Origin of the sequence: Microcoleus sp. MOSTC5, assembly GCF_036701825.1 — a bacterium.
Taxonomy (GTDB): Bacteria; Cyanobacteriota; Cyanobacteriia; order Cyanobacteriales; family Microcoleaceae; genus Microcoleus; species Microcoleus asticus.
The window spans coordinates 26624-48169 of record NZ_JAUBRK010000007.1; the positions used below are offsets into that span (position 1 = coordinate 26624).

The following is a 21546-nucleotide window of genomic DNA, read 5'->3' on the forward strand; positions in this document are numbered from 1 at the left end:
CTCAAATAGACTTGCTATAGTCAGAAGATGAATATGGACTGGACGCCTCTGGAGTGTCGTACCCACCCACGTACATATTCTGTGTAGCATCCCAAATAAAGTATATGGCATATACATCTGACATACCTTGCTGTGATGCAGAATAAGGGGTCACATTAGTTGTATACGAGCTTCCCCTTACAGCCCATTGCCAACATAATTCCGCCCAACCCATACAAACGTATGGTACGTCTCCTTTATATGCTGCTAATCCAACCCAATCGTAGCCTGGGTAAGGTCTACCTTTTGCAGTAATTACCGAGTTTGAGATATTTTCATTTGATAGATAATTTGCTGCGTTTTCGGGAGAAATGATATTTGGATAATCCGGATGTTCGCGTCGTTCCTTATTGTAATTCTCTGGTATTGGAGTAAGCTGTAGAGGCTGTGCTTCTACTATCTCGCCCTTTCTCGTCTTTACGTAAATTTTAAACTTTCTGTCTTTTTCTTTACTTTCGGTACTAATTTTTAGGGTTGGATTCTGGGTCACTTCTTGAATATCATTAGTGACTTGTTATGGAACTTGAGACATTTGTTTAGGAGGTAGTTTCTCTTCATTATCAGCAGACCAGTTTAAGGCAATAAAGGAATCCCCTGAAAAATTGTCGAAAAAAAGCCGTGAGCCCACTGGACTAATCGTACTTGTGTGAGCAGGAATTTTCAAGGGGATGTGACCGCTGATGTTTAGTGGAGGTATCGATGCCAAAGCGGGCGGGCTGAAAATAACCACGAGACTAAGGGCTAAGATGCAGCCAATGACTACGATGATGCTGAAATAAGGCTTTTCCGGTGAGTTGTTCATCATGAATAGTTCCTCAACTTGCTAGATTTAAACGAACTTTTCTAAAAGTCTAGACTGACAATTTTAGACGATTGACTTAAGCGAAAAATAGGTTGTACAATTCTCCGAATATTTGGGTTTCTCAAGGTCATTAGTCAACATACTCGTTATTAGATGGGATAACTTGCCTAAATAAACTAAACCAACCCCTTTCTTGATTGCGAGAAGCATAAACCTCATCCTTCATCAAAATCTGGTGCGCTAGCTTGTACCGCCACGAAGGAACACCAGGAAAAAGATGATGCAACAAGTGATAACCTTCCCAATGAATCCCTAGTAAAAAATTCGCCACTGGAGAGCAAAGCCGGTTGCGAGACATAAACAAGTCAACCGATTTGGGATTTGGGATTTGGGTTTGGGGATTTTTGAACTTGCCTTCAATTCCCTCCGAAGTCACCTCCATCAACGGGTAATGCTCGAACAACTCAATAAACGCTCCAACCCAATTAGCCGTTATCAACAAAGGAACCCACCAATACAGCACTAACAACCACCCCCAACCCAGACCGATAAACATTGAATTCAACACAATCACATAGACTAGGCGCACCAGCTTCTCTCTCAATTCCTCCTGCGAATTCAAAATTCTGTTTTTGAGCAGATAGCTCAGGTAAGTCAGAGTCGTTGCCGGGTGAACAATGTTCCATAAATAGCGACGCACGCTGTTAGCTTCTAGATTCGCTCCGTACAACCCACTCTCCTGCAACCCAATGTAATCTGGGTCTAGCTTGGAGTCCCCAAAATGACCGTGATGCTGGAAAACGTGGGAGGAGCGATAACCCGAATAACTTTGCAGCACTAGATAACCCGAAGGAAACGTCCCCAAAACAAAATTGAACACTTTATTCTTCGCTAAGGTTTTGTGGGTTGACTGGTGCAGCAAATCTGCCAAAGCACGCATCCTGGCACCAATGATCAAAATCGCAATGAAGTAAACCATCCCACCCACGACTAGCGGCAAGTGCTGCCATGTCCACCTAGAAGCAAACACCGCGAGAGCGATAATCACCCAATCCTCAACAAGTTGCAGGAACCCGTGCCAATTATCCAGATCAAAGCAAGAACTCAACTCTCTCAGGATTGCGCCGTCAAAGCGATAACGCTCAACCCTTAGCATTAGCGACACTCTTGGCAACGCTGTCAGTTTTACCATTTGTGAATTGGGGGTTAACTTGTGGCACAGAGGAAGGCACGGCGGTTTTGATAAATTCGTAATAAATGGACAGAAAAACTTCATCCAATGGCACATCGCGCATCATCTGCCTCGCCTTTTCCCGCAGCGTTTCGTGTGCCGAGTTGTCGATGACTGCCATTTCAAACAGCAGGCGAAGATAGGACTCTAGTTCGCGGGTGCGATTGTATGGCAAAAAGCCACCGGGTTCCCGTACTGTTGCCATCAAATCGCGGGCACCGACATCCAGCAACCGCTGGAACGGATTGTCATTGCGACGACGTTCAATCATCGGCGAGAACACATTCTCAGTGGGAAGTTGTTTGCCAAGTAACTCTGCCGTCACCACCTGGGCAACCAACGGAGCCATCAGCATCCCATTCCTGTAGGTTCCCGTCGCCACGAACAACCCTGGAAATGCAGTTTTCCCAACTAAAGGAATCCCATCAGCGGGAATGGGACGCAATCCATAACGCATTTCTTCGATTCTGGTATTTCGCAGCGCAGTATTGAACTGGCTAGCTCCATCACCCAGAATATAGAGGAGGTCTTGAGGTTGAACTCCCAAACTCATTTGGGCAGTCAAGCTCAAAGAATTGGTTGCCCCAACGTATAAGCGTCCCTCACTGCGAGGAACAACGTGCAATCCGCAAGCAAAGGAACGATTGGGAGTGCGAAGCGTATGGGGAAAATGGGGAGCATCTGCCAAGATACAACTGGTGCCTTTGCCAAATAACACCGCAGGCAGTTTCAGCTTGGAAAACAGTGTCTCACCGATAACTTCTGGAACCTTAGCTCCCGCACACACCACCACATTTGGAGTGGAAATGCAACCGTGGTTTTCGGTTTGGATGTTCCATGTGCCTTCGGTTTCCCCAAAATCGATCTTCACAACTTTATCGTCTAAAACTTCCCCTTTGGGGTGTTGGGCGATCGCCACCTCAAGGGCTGATAGTAAGTTGTGAGAATCAACTGACCCTTCACCAGGGATAAACAAAGCTTGGTACGCGGGACAGGAATTGTTGGCATCTAAACCGGGAACGTCGTCTGGATCGACCCACTCATGGGGTTCATTATAGGTTTCTAGTTGGGCTTTCATGCGCTTGAGGTTGGCGCGATCGCGATCGCCTGCATTGTTGCCGATAATAAATGTCCCTTGTGTGGTGAAGATATCTTGCCCCGATGCTTCTCTCACACTAGAGAGCCAATCAGGGTAAATCTTCTGCGCTTTGATCCGAAACTCCAGTTCCAGGCGTTCTTCGAGAGTCTCTTGGTCGGCAGTAATCTCGCCGTAGGCGCCCAACATAGCACCACTAGCCAGCGAGGCTCCATCACTATTCTGCTGTTGGGGATAGATCAGCACCACCTTCAAACCGGAACGGGCTAGTTCAAAGGCGATGGATTTCCCGATAATTCCACCACCAACAACCACGGCATCATATGAATGGTGGCTGGTGCCATTGTTCTGTAAAGTCATTTCTTTTCTGCCAATTCTGTGAAACCTTTCTAGTTACTTAAAATAAAACACTGTTCAATCTTACGGGATTGTTGAAGGCATTTGTCAAAAATACTAATCCTTATTTTGCAATAAATTAAGTAGGAAAAGTAGGAAGATTTATCAGGAGGGCTATAAAACCCATTTGACATCTTTTAGCGATCGCCCACAACAGTCGATCGCCCATAGCAGTCGATCGCTCATAGCAGTGTATCGCCCCCAGAAGCTGTTTTTTGAGGTCATTATTATCTGTGGAATTTTGGCACTTCTGCTGTTCTCTCTCTACGTGCGAGTTTTCTTGTTTTACCAGCTCGCCGCGATCGCAAATCCGTGATAATTGCTCGCTATCCCCTGAGTTTGAAGCCTCCACAAAATCAGTGGCAACTGATAACTGATTAGTGGTAGGCGTTAGTGGCGGTTCTATTACTTCTACCAACGAAAAGGTCACTGGTAACTGGTCACTATTGACTGTTTCACCTGTCCGGCAGAGCAGATATTGCTTCAGGACTAAAAACAGATTTTTTTTCGTCACCTTCTCTCCTAATGCTTTTGAAAAAGCCTGCCACAACTGGGAGCCAATATCCTTGATGTGAGCAATACTATAGGCACAATCGGCTGCCATCTCGCTATAACCGCGTCCGAGCCATGAGTGACACAGGATGAAGCGCTCAAGGGAACTGAGTTTCCTAGATAGCAGACTTTGTTCTACAGTGTCCAGAACTTCGTCAACATTCATGTAGTGACTCCATTTGAGTAGTATGCACACAGCAAGGAACGCTAAGGATTCTTATGCCCCAAAACAGGTAGTTAATAAAAGAAGGCTTTTATGCAGATAGCAGAGGGGAGAAGGACAAGGGCCCAATTACTGTAAGCGTACATTCACTAAAAAACTTCACTATTAATTATTCAGTTGTTTAGCTCAACAAGAAATAGATAAAGTTGGTATGTTTGTGTAAAGTTATATTGCTGCGACCCTCAAATTTCACAAGTAGTTGATTTTGTCAATATCCTAAATTGGCTAATTAATTCCCCAACTAAAGCTACAGCTTGGTTCCAAGAGGCTTGATGACGAATTACAGATACTCGCGTCAGCAGCCGTTTCACCTCTGTTGGGGCGATCGCCCTTCGATCTTCATTTCAAGCCGATACCTTCGGTAAGCTTCGCTAACGCACCCCATCACCCTCAAACCCAATTCATACGGGATAGCGAGAGCTTCATCGAAAATGCTTGAAACTCTCGCTATTCCGTAAGGAATCGCTTGCCTGATTATGCCTTCAAGAATCTATCTTGGCTTTGGGAACAAACGAAAACGGCTCGGTAGGTTCAAACTTCTCGGCCACATTGCCAGCAAAAAAGTGATTATCCGTCAGCGTCAGCTTTTTCGTCGGTTCTCCTGCTGTGAAATTCATATCTGATAAGTTGACCCAGAATACATTCGGATGGCGAGTAGATTCATAGTAATAACGCTTGTTCTTGTGATCGGCTACGACGCGCCAAAGCGTGGAGGAGATATTGGGTTCTTTTTCTGTACTGATGCCCAGAGGTACTGACACATTGCGAATGACCGAAAAGGCACTGGCGATCGCTTCATTGATATCAGACGTTTTGGGAATCGCTTTGATGTAGAACGAAGCTCGAACAAATCGATCGGCTGCTCGATTGGTGCCAGGTAGCATGGTGGTTCCACCAATCTGCTCCCAATACTTATTCAGCGCAAGTTGCTGGTCGTAGGTCGGTGAGTTGGTCATTACCTGATACTCCCGATTATGGTGAATGTTCAAATTGCCTTTGATGTACTGGAAGATGGCGGAGTCACCTGTAGGGTCAGAAATCGATAGGTGGATAGTTCCTTCCGCTTCCGTAGCATCGGGTGCATCACTTGACACGATGTAGAACGGTTCGTTTCTTAATTCCTTAACTGCCTCGTCAACGGTGGCGTAGTTGTCCAAGACGTATTGCGCCCAAGCAGAAAGGGCTAGGGCTTTGCGTTCGTCAGTGGGAGTCGGATACTTTGTCTCAGTAAGATAGAGCATATTCGCGACCAGTCCTTCCTCATTCATGCCATCGGCTGAACCATTATCGAAGCAAGTCGCCACAACACTGCCATACTTGGAAGTCCATTCAATGGAGTTAGGTCCAGCCGCGCCATCACGCTTCATGCCTCGTGGAAATGCCCAAAGGTTTGTCCCCATGTCAAACTTCCAGTCCATGCTGCGTGCAGTGATGATGGTTTTTTCTGGTCCAAGATAAACAACTCTAGTACACATTGCTTTATTTTCCTGAATTTTCAGTAGTTAGTAGGCAAGATAAGCTTATTAGCTTTCACTTATGTATTGTTCAGCTTTTTAGCTCAACAAGAAATAGATAAAGTTGGTATGTTTGTGTATAGTTATATTGCTGTGAGTCACAAAATCACAATTAGTGGCTTTTGTCAATCTACTAAATTGGCTAATTAGTTCGCCATCAGATAATTTTTTGATTGCATAGGCTGCAACTATAAAGCGAGAAAAGCGAGAAGCTGTAACTATCCGCATTCGGGCCGATCGCCTTGAGCAAACAAGGCAGTTTCGAGGAGGCAGTGAATCTTTTGACGAGATGGTTGTGGAGGCGATCGCCCGCGAGGTGCGACGACGGTGATCGCACTCAGCATATCAGCGCATTGCGGCTCGTAGTGCCGAAGTATATGGAGACTTATGCCAAATGCCTGTTGACCAGCTAGATAGCGATGCTATTCGTGCAAAAACACGGGCGCTTGCTCCCTTGATTTTCCAGCCATATCATCAAACATAGTCCCGATCGCACCCCTTACCCTCAAACCCAATCCCAATAGGATCGCTCTCCTGATTCGTGAATCCAATCATGCTGAAGTGCGATCGCAAAAACTGGAAAACAGGGAGAAGATACCCCCTCCCTGAATCATCAACTATTTCTGCGCTTTCAGCAAATCGAGAATAGTATCAAGTTTCTCCTCTAGTTTTTGGTTCTTTTTCTCCAAATTGGCTATTTTATCCAGCAGTTGTTGATTTTCAGAAATCGCAGCCGCAACCCGTAGTTTGCGAACATCCCGACCAAATCCCATCAGCGCCGGACGTTCCACGTAGGTGACTCGGTGTAGCACCCGCCAAGCTTTGTTGGGTTTACCTGCTTGAGTTTCCCGCAAAGCCCGTGCTTCTTCATCATTACTAGCTAACCATTCGGGGTCAACGACATAGTTAAAGAAGTCGTGGAAATTTTGCGTGCTACCTTCGAGGTAGAAACTCATAAACCGATAGCGATCAACTTTTTCCCCTGGGAGAATGGGTTTATCGTCGTAATCGGTGATGCCTTTATGTTCCAGACCACCCAAATCTACGTTCAACTGGAAGCCCTTACTGCGATTTTCGGTTTTGCTCATGGTTTGGGTCAGGTTGACGGTGGCTAGGGCAGTTAGTTCTACAGCCGCACCAGCGACAAACTTCCCTTCAGCACCATATCCGGCATCCATCGTAAAGGAACCTCCAATGGTATGCTCCACTGTGTTGGCAAAGCTTTGGGCTTCGGTTCGCAGTCCACCATCAGCATCCCAAACGTAAGTATTGACTATGTTGCGCTTGCCAGACCGAATTTGCAGGCTTTCCATCCGTTTTTGCCAACCAGCAAAACTGTCTGTGGCTTGTGCTCGTTTCTCTTCGTCGTCAATTTTGCTGCGGATTTCGGCTTGTTTTTGCTTGACAGCGGGACTGTTGTTATCGAGTACTGCTGCCGCATCCGCTTCAGCCTTCTTACGTTTTGCCTCTTCGGCTTTTTTCTTTTCTTCTTCAGTCATCTCACTTTCGGGTTTTTCTCCTTCTGGTAGTACCCCAATCGTGGTTGGTGCATCACCACTGTCTATATTCCGAGCCAAAGAGAGTTCATCGACCGTACCCACATCATAATTAGAAAAGTAAGATTCCCTTCGCTTATCCTCTTCTTCAATTTGTTGTTTGAGGTCATAAGCTTCTTGCAAGCGATAGTAACTGGCGGGATAGAGGGAACCATACTGCGATCGCATTTCGGGAACGTGCTTGAAAAAACGATCGCTTGTCGCAATGCTACCCGTTAACCCATCTAAACTACCGTTCATGGTGTATGCCGGATTGATTAAAAAGGTAATAGTGTTGACATCGGGGGGAATGCCGTCAACAGGTTGGACTTGGTAGCCGACCATTTTACCACTACGGGAAAGTCGGGTGACAAACACATCTGCTAAGGCCGAGATAACCAAGGCATAGCCTACGTTTTTGGGAATAAAGCGTGTGCCGAGATGGGGGAATTTCGCGGTTTCTTCTGATGTACCCCGCAGTTCCAGTTTATCCGTCATGTTCAGGGATGAACTGGAGCCAATGCTACTCTCATTCTGGAACTGGTAGTTGAATTTAAACTTGCCTTTGAAACCAGCACGGAGCGCCGCTAATTTTGTCGTGATTCCAAGACCCGCATTTATTTCTGTATCACCACCTACAAATGTTTCCGTATCCGCACCCAAACCAGAATCTTGCACTCGTTTCCAGCTAAACGCCACATCTTCAGACATGGTTAATTCTACAGAAGTCGCACTATTATAGTCGTCTGACAAGGTTAGGTTTTCGCTGGGTACGGGGGGCGCCCCTTCGATGTAACCTAACAGAGTCGGAGCAAACTGAGCGTTACCAATCCATTTTAGTTCTAAGGCTTCAACCCGCTTATCGGGTAGTAAAGTAACTCCATCGATAGTCGGATAGGCAAAGAACCGTCGCATGATTGCAACCTTGCGGTTATTTTCGATGGTAACGCTACTGTATTCGTTGGACACGAGGGCATCGCTAATTTCAAAGTTGCTCTCAACTTTGCCAATGGGCGCACTACAACCCCACCAGATTTCACCAGACATCGTGCCATTATATCCATTCCCAGAATGATCGCGGACTTCAACTCCTGTGGCTTCATTCATCGGATAGTAAGCCAGTAAACCCGGCTCGTTCCCACTCAGCAGGGTTTTGCTATTGACTGCAATTTCTTCATCACTCAGGGCGACTCCCCAAATGCGGACTTCTGCCAGTTTCCCAAATTGTTGTGCGCTTTCCCCTTGATTACCGATGAAGTCAATATTGCCGCTGAGTTTCAGAATTGCTTGCTTGATGTCATCAACCCTTTTCTTGGCATCTTTGTATGCCTGACTAGCCTGATCGGAGATAGCGCTCAACTGCTGTTCGGCAACTGCTAGAGCTTTGGCTTTAGTATCGCCCACTTTCTTGCCGTCGATGTAGAACAGGGTTGTATCTCCTCGACCTACAGCAGTGAGATGATGCCATCCCTCAGATAAAAACTCCATATTGAAGCCGCTGTCATAAAAAGATTCTCCCAGCAGTTGTTGCTCAAAATAACTACCTAATTGTTTGCCATTTTTGACCACAATATACTTTCCAGCATTTTGTCTCCCGATCAATGTATTCTCGCCACTTTTTTCTGGCAAGGGATAGACAAACCAAGCTTCAATCGTCCAGTCTGCAGGCAGTACTAAGATGTTATTGGGATCTTGATTTAACCTAAGTACGCTATTGTCGTTCCTAAAGTTTAAGCAGGCACGTTGGGCATCGGGAATCCACTGTTCAAAGGCGGCATTGTTTCCGTCCGCAGTAGCATCATATTTTGTTTGCCGCATCCGTCTTTTGAGGTCGAAGTAACTCAATTGCACGTTACCTTCGCTGGTTTCAATGGCATTCAGGCGGCTGGCGGAATTAACAAAACCGAGTAAAGCTCCTTGTGTCACCAATCCCTTGCTATCTTTAGCAACTTGGCCCATGCTTTGCGGGTTTTGTTGGGTATTTATAACTCCGGTAAGAAATTCGTCATTGTAGGTGTTTATCAGAAGTTGAATATCAATGATTTGCTGATAGACCAACAGCAGACGTTCCTCAAGTTCACGTATTTTAGCCGATTGGTCAGTACTACTTAATGTTAGGAGATTCAGGTCATCTTGAAATTGAATTAACTGATTTTGCGCTAATGTCAACTCTTGTGTTTTAGTATTCACAAATGCTTTAGCATCACTAATGTTGTTATTAGACTCATTTCCAATCTGAATGATTTTCCACTGTTGTGAATAATATGCTTGATTCTGGTTCTGAATCCAAACATTAAAGTTGTTCTTTATACTACGACAATCCAATACTTGTCCAGTACTCCGATGGCAAATCAAATAATAATCACTATTTGAATGTTTTTCGGGTTTCCATTGAGAGTCATTACGATTTTTTGTATCAAAATTTGGGTCAGCATAAACTTCGGATTGTGAATACCCAACTAACCCTATGTTTTCAAATTGTGAGATAATCTGATAATACCCGCCATCTGTCGCCACAAATTTAAAGTAATTATTGTTGTAATAAGGATTACCATTCGCTCCCACATCAGCATAAAGAAGTGCTTTCGACTCTGTATAAATACGAGCGATAAAATTTTCATTTACTCGGCAGACTAATTTGCACCAGTAGTTTAATACATTATCCTGTTCTCTTTGCCAAGTCTGTGTCGCTCGTTCCAGTTGACCTTCGAGAGTTTTGATGGTTTTGTTTTGGTTTTTAATTTGCTCTTCTTTAGCAGCTATAGCTTTTGTTTTGGCATCTCCTGCTAACTTCAACGTAGCAATGTTCAATTCTAACTGACGTTGTTCTTTGAGCAATCCTAATTCCCTCAGCTCTTCTAATTCCAGCTCTTCGAGTTTTCTTTCTAAGGATGCATGGTTATTAACCAAAGAGTTAAGAGTCATCGTGTCAGTGTACTTAGCCTCAGTAATGCTCTCAGACAACAAGCGAATACGATGTTTACGAATTTCCAGTGATGCCCAGTTACCTTTGATATTGGCAATCTCAAAGGAACGCAACAGACTCACCCTTTCAGGAATGGTAACGTTGCAAGAAGCTCGATACCAGCCATTGGTTACTTCTGTAAATTCATTCTGTACCGCAACAATGTTCTTTTTCTCTTCAGCACTCCGGCTGGTTTTTCCCCAATAGGATAGAGCAAAAATCTTCCCCTGACCATTTGCATTATTTAAATAGTCAACATCGACAGCTTTTGAGGAATGAATTACCTTAAACTCAAAGCTTTCTTCATAAGTTGCCCGTTCACTAACAGCGAATAGTTCAGGGTTGCTATACTGAACTGCATCAGTTCCCCCTGCTAGTTTGCGGTTCAGTGTCGCAGCACTCACATAGGGCTCCCCAAAGACAGTGCCATTGTTGCCATTAACCGAAAAGTCAATAACTTTACCGTCGCTAATTGCTCCCAAACGCCAGTAACCCACTAAACCGACTTCTTTGCCAGTCAATTGCAGATACAGATTGTCTTTAATCTCTTGAGCCGTACGGGCTTTGTTCCAGATTTGGACATCGGCAATTTTGCCGACAAAGGATTTTCCGATTCTGGATTGGGAAACCTTTTGAAAAGTAAAAACATAGGCGCTGCCAGCATCGTTCCCGCCAGTATCTTCGTTATAAGCGCCGACAATAGCCGTATCTCCACTGATGGCAACGGAGTTGCCGAAGAAGTCATTAGGTTCCTTGTCGCTGGCTTGGAGTTTTTCGACCTGTTGCCACCTGCCTTGCGCGTTGCGTTGGAAAATATAGGCGCTGCCCGCATTGTTCCCGCCCGTATCTTCGTTATAAGCGCCGACAATAGCCGTATCTCCACTGATGGCAACAGAGTAGCCGAAGAAGTCAGCAGGTTCCTTGTCGCTGGCTTGGAGTTTTGCGACCTGTTGCCACCTGCCTTGCGCGTTGCGTTGGAAAATATAGGCGCTGCCTGCAGCGTTCGCGCCAGTATCTTCCAGATAAGCGCCGACAATAGCCGTATCTCCACTGATGGCGACGGAGTTGCCGAAGTTGTCCTCAATTTCCTTGTCGCTGGCTTGGAGTTTTTCGACCTCGTGCCACCTGCCTTGGGCATTACGTTGGAAAATATAGGCGCTGCCCGTAAGGTACTCGGTAGCAATAGCACCGACAATAGCCGTATCTCCACTGATGGCAACGGAGTAGCCGAAGTGGCCACCACGTACCTTGTCGCTGGCTTGGAGTTTTGCGACCTCGTCCCATCCGTCTTGGGCGTTGCGTTGGAAAATATAGACGCTGCCCTCCCTCTGCCAGTCAGTACTACTTTTCCGATAAGCGCCGACAATAGCCGTATCTCCACTGATGGTGACGGAGTTGCCGAAGTTGCCCTCAATTTCCTTGTCGCTGGATTGGAGTTTTGCGACCTCGTCCCACCTGCCGGCCTTGCGTTGGAAAATATAGGCGCTGCCTGCATTGCTCGCGCCAGTATCTTCCTGATAAGCGCCGACAATAGCCGTATCTCCACTGATGGCGACGGAGTAGCCGAAGAAGTCCTCAGTTTCCTTATCGCTGGCTTGGAGTTTTGCGACCTCGTCCCACCTGCCGGCCTTGCGTTGGAAAATATAGGCGCTGCCTGCATCGTTCCCGCCAGTATCTTCCTGATAAGCGCCGACAATAGCCGTATCTCCACTGATGGCGACGGAGCCGCCGAATTTGTCAAAAGCTTCTTTGTCCGTGGCTTGGAGTTTTTGTGTTTCTTCTAGAACTGGGAGGACAATGACATTGTGCTGGAAAACTTGTTTGACCACCTCTACACCGTTTTTGCACAGCATCAGTGTGGTTTCCTGAGTTTTTTTGTTGTAGTCAACCACCCCTGCATAATGAACCCATTGACCTTGTGCTATAGGATTGGAGTCTTCTACCTTCTGCAAGAAATTACCAGTTACTACTCGGAAAACAACTTGGCCGCTTTGGTTGATTAAAAGCTCCATAGAACAGCTATTTTGACCCAAAATAAACCGTTTTCCGCTTGCTACCTCAGACTCGTAAATCCAAGCCGAACAGGTTGCTTCAAAGTCTTCGTTCGCTGAGGGTGCTTTTAAGACATCATCGGGAATTTCGATATAGTCGTCATTCCCATCGAATACAATCCCTCGCCGCTTCTGGGATAGCAGTTTCACATTAACGGCTTCTCCCGTTGCCCACTTGCGTTCAATGACAAAGTGGGTATCGTCAATTTTCTGCACTGGGTAAGTTTCGTTATAGGCTTCTGTGCCAGCAATCTGTACTTGTTCCCCATCTTGTAACCCGTGATTGGGACAAGTCACTTTCAACTTACCATCGGCTGTCTTTTCGTAGGCGGTAATCATGCCGTCAAAAATTAAACCGCCCGCTTCTTGTTCTTGCTTCTCCCAAGAACCCAGTGTTTGTTTGCGAGCCGGGGTTGCCGCACTCACAAAAGCGCCCCCGTGGACAGTGCCATTTTTACCACTAACCAAGTCTATAACTTTGCCTTCGGTAATAGCATCTAAAGGCCAGTAACTCAATAAATTTCGCTCTTGACCAGTCAGTCGCAGATGCATCTCCTTAGTGATTGTTGACTCATTTCTGATGTTGTTCCAGATACGGACATCGCTAATTTTTCCTCTAAAAAAAGTGTTCCCATCTAAGTCTTTTTTGCCAATACAGTTCGTCGGCATATTTAAGATATCTGAGATATCATCTCTTAAACGCTCTTTTTTAGTCAACAAGGAGCCATTTTTGTACAGAGATGCATCCAGTGATCCATCTCCTAAATTTCTATTTCTAAAAGTTGCTGCTATATGAATCCATTCGCCTGGACTGGGATTGATATCCTCCACAGCCTCAAACTCTATTAGTGGTCCACCAAACAATGTAAGTAAAGTCAGTTTGTTAGTGACTGGTACAATGCCAAATGCAAGAAAGTTTTCGCCAGCCATAAATTGGATAATATTTGAATAATCTTGAAAACTGTCATACGACACCCAAGCTTCTATAGTAAATTCTGTATCCAACACATCGTAATCCAAGCTGGGTAGAGAAATATAATCATCCGCCCCATCAAATACTATCCCTCGCAGCTTCTGGGATATCAGTTTCACATTGGCTTCTGCGTTTACCAACCAGCGTTCAATGAAAAACTGGGCATCGTCAATTTTCTGCACTGGGTAGATAGTTGTTCCAGTGCTTGAGCCAGCCCTCTGAACAGTATCCCCATTGTCTAACCCATGATTTTTATAGGTAACTTTTAATCTGCTATCGTTTGTCTTTTCGTAGGTGGCAATCATGCCGTCAAAAAGTAATGTGCCAACTGGCATATTAGTAACTGAAGACTCAACAACTGGAAGGTCAATTTCAAAGGTATTATCATCTACTCTTTTTGTGCTATAAAGCCCATGATAATCTTTGGTGTGACTAATTTTTACAACGTCCCCATTTTCTAATTTTTCGAGGTTGCCATCAGTCGATATTTTCACCAAATCTTCGGCATCTTCTTCGTCTGTACCGACTTTTAAACCAGTAATCATTCCTTGGGGGGGTGGTGTACTGTCGCCAAAGGCTGTGATTTCATCTAAAGTATTCAACGGTAACAGCACTTCTCGCTGTTTACTGCGGATGATTGTACTATCGGGTGTTTCGTCGATTTGTGCTAATGTCCCATCTCCAGCAATGGCAAAACTTAATGCAGCCGTGCCTTGGTTTGTGAGAACTGCTAACATCAAACGGGTTGCCGTTCTAATCAGTTGCATTTCCCCTGATTGGGTTTGCTGCTCCTGTTGTAAATCGTATTTGGTAGCGGCTAAACCATTTATGACGGTTACATCATTGTTGACTGTTACACCCCTAATATCTAAAGTCCGTTTAATTACCCCCGGAATGTGGCGGGGAACAAGAGTATCGTTTACCTCGTCAAAAACTGTGTAATCTTTGACATTAAATAACCCTTCGGCGGATGCGCGAATTGTCGTTAATTCGACTTTTTCTGTTGATTTGTTGTAGGCAAAAATGTGCCAGCGATAGACATCATTTTCAATGGTGGGAACTAAAACAACAGAAAACCAGCCTTTGTCCAGATTATTTACTATACACAGTTCCGTTGTGGGTTCGTAGAAAAAGTTACCATTCGCATCTCGAAAGTCCAAAGTGTCAACATTCTCTAGTCCATTGGCACCCTTGTTCATGTTTTTAGTGGGTGTGTGCTTCTGCTTACTGCGCTTAAACCGCACTTCTAGCTTGCGGTTCAGCTTATTGGTCATCCCATCTAAAACAAAGCGGTCTACCAACAGAGTATAGGACTTAGACTGACGAAAAACGTAAATGTGTCCTAGTGCAGAAATTAGTTGCACCGGAGCAGCAGCCGATTGATTCTGGGTTTGGTAGAGCGACTTGAGAATAAATTTGTTGGTGTCGTTCTGGTAGGTGAGTTCGGCGGTTTCTTGAGCAATTACCGACTCGTCATTTTTCTCCTCATTGGGGAATTCCAATGTTTGCCAGGTTTCCCACCCAGTTCTCTTATCTTCAGGTGTATTCAGATAACTATCTTCAAAGCCATCCTGCTTGACGGTGTACGAAATATTTCCATCTGTATCGGTAGCGAAGACGACTATTTTACCTTCGTGGGCAATGCTGTTTAGGTTCTGGAGCTTTTCTTGGGGGAGGAAAGTAGTCATAAGGGGCGAAATTAATTGTATTTGAATATTTGAATGTATTATTCGGTTTTTTCGCTCAAAGAGCAATAGATAAAGTTGGTATGTTTGTGTGAAGTTATATTGCTGTAAAGCTCAAAATGCACAATTAGTGGCTTTTGTCAATATACTAAATTGGCTAATTAATTCCCCAAATCGAGCTACAGGTTGGTTCCAAGAGGCGCTTCGGACGAATTACAGATACTCGCGTCAGCAATCGTTTAACCTCTGTTGGGGCGATCGCTCTTATAAGTTCATGAAAAAATGAGGGAACGAATATTACCCTCTTAACCCTAAAGCCCGTCCAGCTTCATATCGTTGATGTTTATTGGGGAGATCGATCGCACAAATGTCTGTCTTCCTGTTTAACTTCGGCATTCGTTCGCAGATAATCTCGCACCCAATCGCAACCCACTGCAACTACCTTATCCAACTCTACAGACTGCTCTAAATTCCACAAAATTAACGTTTTGTCCTCAGCAGCCGAAGCCAGAGTTTTACCGTCAGGAGCGAAAGCTAATCCCTTAACCCCAGCACTATGTCCAATCAGATTGGTCAGCAATGTGCCATTACTCTTCCAGAGTTTAATTATTCCATCATTACTGCCTGTAGCAATTGTCTGGCTGTCAGGGCTAAACGCGACACTCCAAATCCCAGAATTATGTCCCCCAAGAGTATGCAGTAACTTGCCATCACCAGTCCAAAGTTTAGCCCTCCTGTCTTCACTCACTGAAGCAATGAATTCGCCATTCGGGCTGAAAGCTACGTTGATGACTGCACTATTATGACCTTGGAGAGTCTTGAATAAGCTATCCTGACTTTTATCTAGCTGGCGCAAGTGATTCAAAACCGCAGCCAAACGCCAAAGCTTTACTGTCTTATCGCCACTGCTCGATACAAGTGTCGAACCATCGGGACTAAAAGCAACTCCCCAAGTCCCCGCCGTGTGTCCTCTCAAAGTAGCAATTTGGGTGCCGTCTAACCGCCAAAGTTTGATGGTGCGATCGGTACTGCTTGATGCAACCATCTTACCGTCAGGGCTAAAAGCGACTCGCTTAATATTACCCTGATGCCCTTTGAGACTATGCAGCAACGTACCGTCTTGACTCCAAAGCTTGACCGATTGATCTGCACCAACAGTAGCGATCGTTTTCCCATCTGGACTGATAGCAACTGAGCCAAACTGAGCGTTTGGCCCTTTTAAACGCCTATTGCTAATCCCGTTCTTGCGCCAGAGGATCGTCTCCTTCGCACTTGATGAAGCCACTAACAGTCCGTCGGGACTAAAAGCGACTCCCCAAATTCCACCCGTATGTCCCCGCAGAATTGTCAGCATTGGACTGCGTAATTTCCAGAGTTTTACAGTGCCATCCCAAGATGCAGAGAATAGGGTGTCGTCCCTGGGACTAAATGCAATATCTTTAATGCCACCGTCATGTCCTTTAATGGCATTCAAAGAAGTACCATCGAGACTCCAGAATTTTAGCATCTTGTCGTCAGAGCCAGAGACGATTATTTGCCCATTCTGGCTAAAAGCTAGGGCGTTAATTGCCGCATTGTGTGCTGTGAAAGTCCTTAACAAACTGCCGTCACGCTGCCACAGTTGCAGTTGGCCGTCTCCATTGCCTGTTGCCAGGGTTTTGCTGTCAGGACTAAAGGCAATTGAGAAAACAGGAGATTGAATATCTGAAAGTGTTTTCAGCAATGTGCCATCTCGATGCCAGAGTTTGACAGTGCCGTTGTCAGAAGCCGAGGCAATCAGTTTTCCATCGGGGCTAAAAACTACTGGTGTCAGGATCACGCCATGCCTCAAAGTCTTTAGCAATGTGCCATCTTGCCGCCAGAGTTTTATCGTACCGTCCCCACTGGAGGCAACAATCAGTTTTCCGTCAGGACTAAACTTGACTTTGCCAGTTGCAGCTTTAAACCCTGGCAACGTTTTCAGCAGAGTGCCGTCACGCCGCCAGAGTTTGACGGTTGTGTCTCCGCTTGATGAAGCAATAAGTTGACCGTTGGGGCTGATGGCCACTCCTAGAACTGGGCCTTGATGTCCTTTGAGGGTGCGGATCAACTTGCCATCGCGCTGCCAAATTTGGATGCCATCTCCGATTGTTGCCACAGCAATCATCTCGCCATCAGAACTGATATCTAAGGCGTTATTGACGGAGGCATAACCTGAAAAGCGGTTAAATTCAGCAGCTCCATAAATTGACCGTCGCAAAGCTAATTCTATCATTGTTGCTGTCTGCGGGTCGATTGAGGCCAAGTGTTTTAGTTCTCTTCTTGCCCTCAGCGCTTCAATTAAAGCATCTAACCTTTGATCTAAGGCAAAGAGGGCTTCCGAATATCTAGCCATTTTTTGAATTTTTTCTATTTCCTCATGGCGTTGGCTGGCGATCGCTTTTTGGTACTGGGAAAACGCAAAAATTCCTGCTGCGATCGCGATCGCTAAAGCGAGCGAAAGTCCCGCAATCAAATAAGTTTGGCGTTTAGCACTTTTTTTCTTTAGTTCCAGCTTAGCTTCTACTTCTTTAAGCCGTTCCGCTTCTAAAAATAATTGCAATTCTTGTCTGTCTACTTCTTGGCTAGCTGCTAAAAACTGATAATCCAAATCGCTTAAACTTTTGCCCTGCGCCCAGGTTTGAGCATCTTTTAAGGCTTGTCCGCGCAAGAGGCGGGATTTATCATGCTGCCCTGAACCTACCCAACCCTCTAGGATCTGCGAATAAGGCCGCAGGTTCCCTAATTTTTTTTCAATCCATTGAAGATTAAATACTTGTTGATAGATGCGATTTTTTACCTTTAATATTCCCTCGTGTCTAACTACCAAGCCACTGAGTAACAATTCCATCTGTTCTTGACTATCATCACTTTTTATTTCAATTTCTTGCAAAATTTTTTGATAAATGCCTAGAGTTCTACCAGCCCGCTGACCGTTACGTTCAATGCGATCGCGAATGGTTCTCAGGTGTTCCGGTTCATCCTGCGATTCCCAACGCTCAATGATGCGAGTTTTGACCAAGTTCTCAATCCAGAACGATTCTGTTCCTGGTGGAATGCGATTTGAGCGATCGTTCCCCATTGTCCCCTGACTCAATTGCGCGACTAAATGACACAACTTCTGAGTCAGAAACGGTTGTCCAGCCGTCCATTCTAAAATCGCTCTCACCACCGATGCAGGCTGTTCCACCGTTTTGTCCAGCCCTTGAATTAAGGGAGTCACTTCCTCCCACTCAAACCCTTTTAGTTCTATTGCTTGCCCAATATTGAACGGTGTCTTCGTTCTGTCTCGAATTAGATCCGAGGGAGTTGCTACCCCAAAAATCGCAAAGGTAATGCGTTGATATTCTGGGTCGATCGCCCGTTGGTTATAGCAGAAGCGAATGAAGGCAAAAAAGTCATCAATCGAAAAGTTAAGCCCCAGCAGAGAGTCGATTTCATCGACAAAGATAAACAACCGTTGTTGGGGAAACTGCACCAGTAGCAATTCCTCAATAAACCACCGCAGCCGTTGCAGTAAACCGAGATCGTTGCGTTCTTGCCACCAAGTTTTCAGGTTTAAGGTTTCCAATAGCCCCAACTGTAGCCATAAGTCACCGACGAATCCCTTGTACCATTGCACTGGAGTAATTTGTTCGCTACCTACCACGCTCAAATCCACGGCAGCGCAGCGAAAGCCATCTTGTTCAAGGCGATGCTTGGTTCGCACCAGCAGTGAGGATTTGCCCATTTGCCGGGAGTTGAGGACATAGCAGAATTCTCCTCGCTTCAGGGCTTCATACAGTTGGGAGTCAGCTTGCCGCTGTACGTAACTAGGTGCATCAATGGTTAAACTGCCGCCGAGTTGATAGCTATCTTGGGGCATAAAAGTTGATTAATTTAGCCTGTTTTTTCGTCAAAGTCCTTATTCAGGCGGGGTTTCAGAAATACCGTGCGTTTGCCCTGTTCCGAATTCCGACTTTTCCGACTTTTCCGACTTGACTTTATATTATCAAATAAGCTTTGATATTAATGCAAACAAATTACGCTACTTAGCGAGCTAGAAAGTAATCCATGCTAACTAAACTTCAGGAGAAGAAATTCAACTTTTATTTTCATACCTTTGACACGGATCAAAATACAGGGCAAACGCATCTTGTCAATAACGAGGGGTTTTAGCACTGCGGACTCGGCTTTATTGTTGTTTATTGAGAACGATCTTTTCACCTGTAGCGCTTTTGTCTATACTCCAACGCTATAATATATGGGAATTTATAAATTAGATGCGTTTACCCTGCCTACTCTTTTGGCATTTTCCTAAAGTTTCAGCACAGTAAGTACGGAAGAACCTATTTTTTAGGTTGATAAACTTTATTAATTCGGAACAATAAGGGAATATTAGCAGCAATGAGTGATTTTTCTGATAAAACCCTGAGCCAAACTGCACATAACTCAGAATCACTTTATTCCCAGAATAAGTGCATCCATCAGTTATTTGAAGCACAGGTAGAGCAGAATATTAATGCAGTGGCGGTGATATTCGATCGGCAGTCGTGGACTTACCGTGAACTCAACGCCAAGGCCAACCAGCTAGCTAACTATCTCAAAAAGCGAGGCGTAAAGCCAGAAGTGCGAGTGGGAATTTGCGCGGAACGCTCCCTAGACATGGTTATAGGAATTCTAGGTATTCTCAAAGCAGGTGGTGCCTATGTTCCTCTAGACCCAGCTTATCCTAAAGAGCGTCTGGACTTTATTCTTAAAGAAACTAAAGCGCCATTGCTGTTGACTCAAAAGCATCTGGTTGAAAAGTTTATCCAAGAGGAAATACAAGTCGTTTGTCTGGACGCAGATTGTGACACGATTGCCCAAGAGAGTGAGGAAACACCTAACACTGAGGTAACAATAGAAAACTTGGCTTACATCATGTACACTTCTGGCTCCACTGGCAAGCCAAAAGGAGTACAAGTGACTCATGCCAACATCTCGCATTATATTCCAGCAGTCAGCCAAGTGATGCAAATTCAGCCTGAAGATGTCTATCTCCATGTGGCATCTTTCTCGTTTTCTTCCTCAGTCAGGCAATTAATGGTACCTCTGTTTCGAGGAGCCACCAGTATTATTGCCAATAGCGAACAAACCAAAAACCCCATCAGTTTGTTCGAGCTGATCCAGAAACAAGGAGTAACTATTGTTGACAGCGTACACTCAGTTTGGCGCTATGGACTTCAGGCGTTAGAAACTCTGGACAAAAGACACACAGAAGCACTCACCAAATCTAAATTACGCACGATCGTGCTTTCTGGTGACTTACCGCCAGTTCAAATTTACAAGCAGCTACGAGACCTGTTTAAAGAGCGCTTAGACATTTTCAACGTTTACGGTCAAGCAGAAACTATTGGTAACTGTGCTTATTCGGTTCCAAAGGACTTTGACCCTGAACGAGGATACATTTATATACCCGTAGGCTATCCTTATCCCCATAACCAAGCCTACATCCTCGACGAAAATCTTGAGCCTGTTACACCAGGAGAAGTCGGTGAGCTTTATATGGGTGGTGCTTGTTTAGCTCGTGGCTATTTCAACAGTTTAGAGTTGAATGCCGAAAAATTTATCTCAAATCCTTTCAATGGCGATTCTCTTCAACGATTATTCAAAACTGGCGACTTAGCGCGCTACTGGTCGGAGGGTGCTATTGAGTTATTAGGTCGCACTGATTTTCAAGTCAAGATTAGGGGGATGCGGGTTGAACTAGGAGAAATTGAGTCTGTACTGGGACAGCATCCCAGCGTTAAAGAAGCTGTGGTCATAGCAGCAGAGAATGAACTAAAGGAAAACCACCTTGTAGCCTATGTAGTTCCCAACTCATCTTTATCCAAGATCACCCAAACAGAACTGCGCGCCTACCTCGATCGCAAGTTACCAGATTATATAGTGCCTTCTGCCTTTGTGCTGCTTGATTCTTTACCTCTAACCCCTAACGGCAAAATTGATCGGCTTGCTCTACGGAGTCGCAAAGTTATACATCCAGAACTAGAAGCTGCTTATGTAAAACCTCAAACCGAGACAGAGGAAATCATTGCTACTATTTGGCAAGAGGTACTTCTCTTAGAATATGTTGGCATTCACGACAATTTCTTTGAACTGGGTGGACATTCTTTACTTATGGCTCAGGTTCACAGTAAATTGTCAAGCATATTAGAATTGTCAAATATATTAGGACAACAACTATCAATTGTTGAACTGTATCAATACCCAACAATAAACTTGTTAGCTGACTACTTAACCCACAAGCAAAATCCCCAATTAAATTCCTCCAAAAACCATGAAAAAGTACAAATGGGTCGCTCAAGGAAAGCTGCTTTGCAGCAACAGCGAGAACGAAGACAAAAATCAAAACAGGGATAGGTGAGTTCAGTCCTGATAGCGAAGTGTGTCGTCAGCCATAGGAGTACGCTCCACTGGATACCCGAAGGGTTGTTAGCGAATA

Annotated in this window: 10 protein-coding genes; 1 reads left to right on the forward strand and 9 read right to left on the reverse strand. The window is 45.0% G+C overall.

What is annotated here, in order from left to right:
* Nucleotide 1: 1 nt before the first annotated feature.
* The 9 genes from QUA54_RS04860 to QUA54_RS04900 all read right to left on the reverse strand — a co-directional run bounded on the left by QUA54_RS04860 (nt 2) and on the right by QUA54_RS04900 (nt 18945).
* Complete coding sequence (locus tag QUA54_RS04860) at nt 2–529, reverse strand: hypothetical protein (RefSeq protein WP_333413609.1); 528 nt, start codon at nt 527–529, stop codon at nt 2–4.
* 24 nt (nt 530–553) lie between these two features.
* On the reverse strand, nt 554–844 hold the full coding sequence (locus tag QUA54_RS04865; RefSeq protein WP_333413610.1) for a hypothetical protein: 291 nt from the start codon (nt 842–844) through the stop codon (nt 554–556).
* 127 nt (nt 845–971) lie between these two features.
* On the reverse strand, nt 972–1997 hold the full coding sequence (locus tag QUA54_RS04870; RefSeq protein WP_333413611.1) for a fatty acid desaturase: 1026 nt from the start codon (nt 1995–1997) through the stop codon (nt 972–974).
* Entirely contained in the window at nt 1984–3528 is a 1545-nt protein-coding gene (locus QUA54_RS04875; protein ID WP_333413612.1) for an FAD-dependent oxidoreductase, read from the reverse strand. Before QUA54_RS04875 ends, QUA54_RS04870 begins: the two co-directional genes overlap by 14 nt.
* 115 nt (nt 3529–3643) lie before the next feature.
* Entirely contained in the window at nt 3644–4282 is a 639-nt protein-coding gene (locus QUA54_RS04880; RefSeq protein WP_333413613.1) for a hypothetical protein, read from the reverse strand.
* A gap of 539 nt (nt 4283–4821) precedes the next feature.
* Nucleotides 4822–5814: a linear amide C-N hydrolase gene (locus QUA54_RS04885; protein ID WP_333413614.1), complete on the reverse strand. Its 993-nt coding sequence runs from the start codon at nt 5812–5814 to the stop codon at nt 4822–4824.
* A 257-nt stretch (nt 5815–6071) separates the two neighbouring features.
* The gene (locus QUA54_RS04890; protein ID WP_333413615.1) at nt 6072–6197 is read right to left on the reverse strand and encodes a hypothetical protein; all 126 of its coding nucleotides are present in this window, start codon (nt 6195–6197) and stop codon (nt 6072–6074) included.
* 273 nt (nt 6198–6470) lie between these two features.
* Entirely contained in the window at nt 6471–15065 is an 8595-nt protein-coding gene (locus QUA54_RS04895; protein WP_333413616.1) for a LamG-like jellyroll fold domain-containing protein, read from the reverse strand.
* A 340-nt stretch (nt 15066–15405) separates the two neighbouring features.
* Nucleotides 15406–18945, reverse strand: a complete 3540-nt coding sequence (locus tag QUA54_RS04900; protein WP_333413617.1) for a WD40 domain-containing protein — start codon at nt 18943–18945, stop codon at nt 15406–15408.
* 521 nt (nt 18946–19466) lie between these two features.
* On the opposite strand from QUA54_RS04900, the gene QUA54_RS04905 reads away from it, so the two are divergent.
* Nucleotides 19467–21464, forward strand: coding sequence for a non-ribosomal peptide synthetase (locus tag QUA54_RS04905; RefSeq protein ID WP_333413618.1), 1998 nt, complete (start codon nt 19467–19469; stop codon nt 21462–21464).
* Nucleotides 21465–21546: the final 82 nt, after the last annotated feature.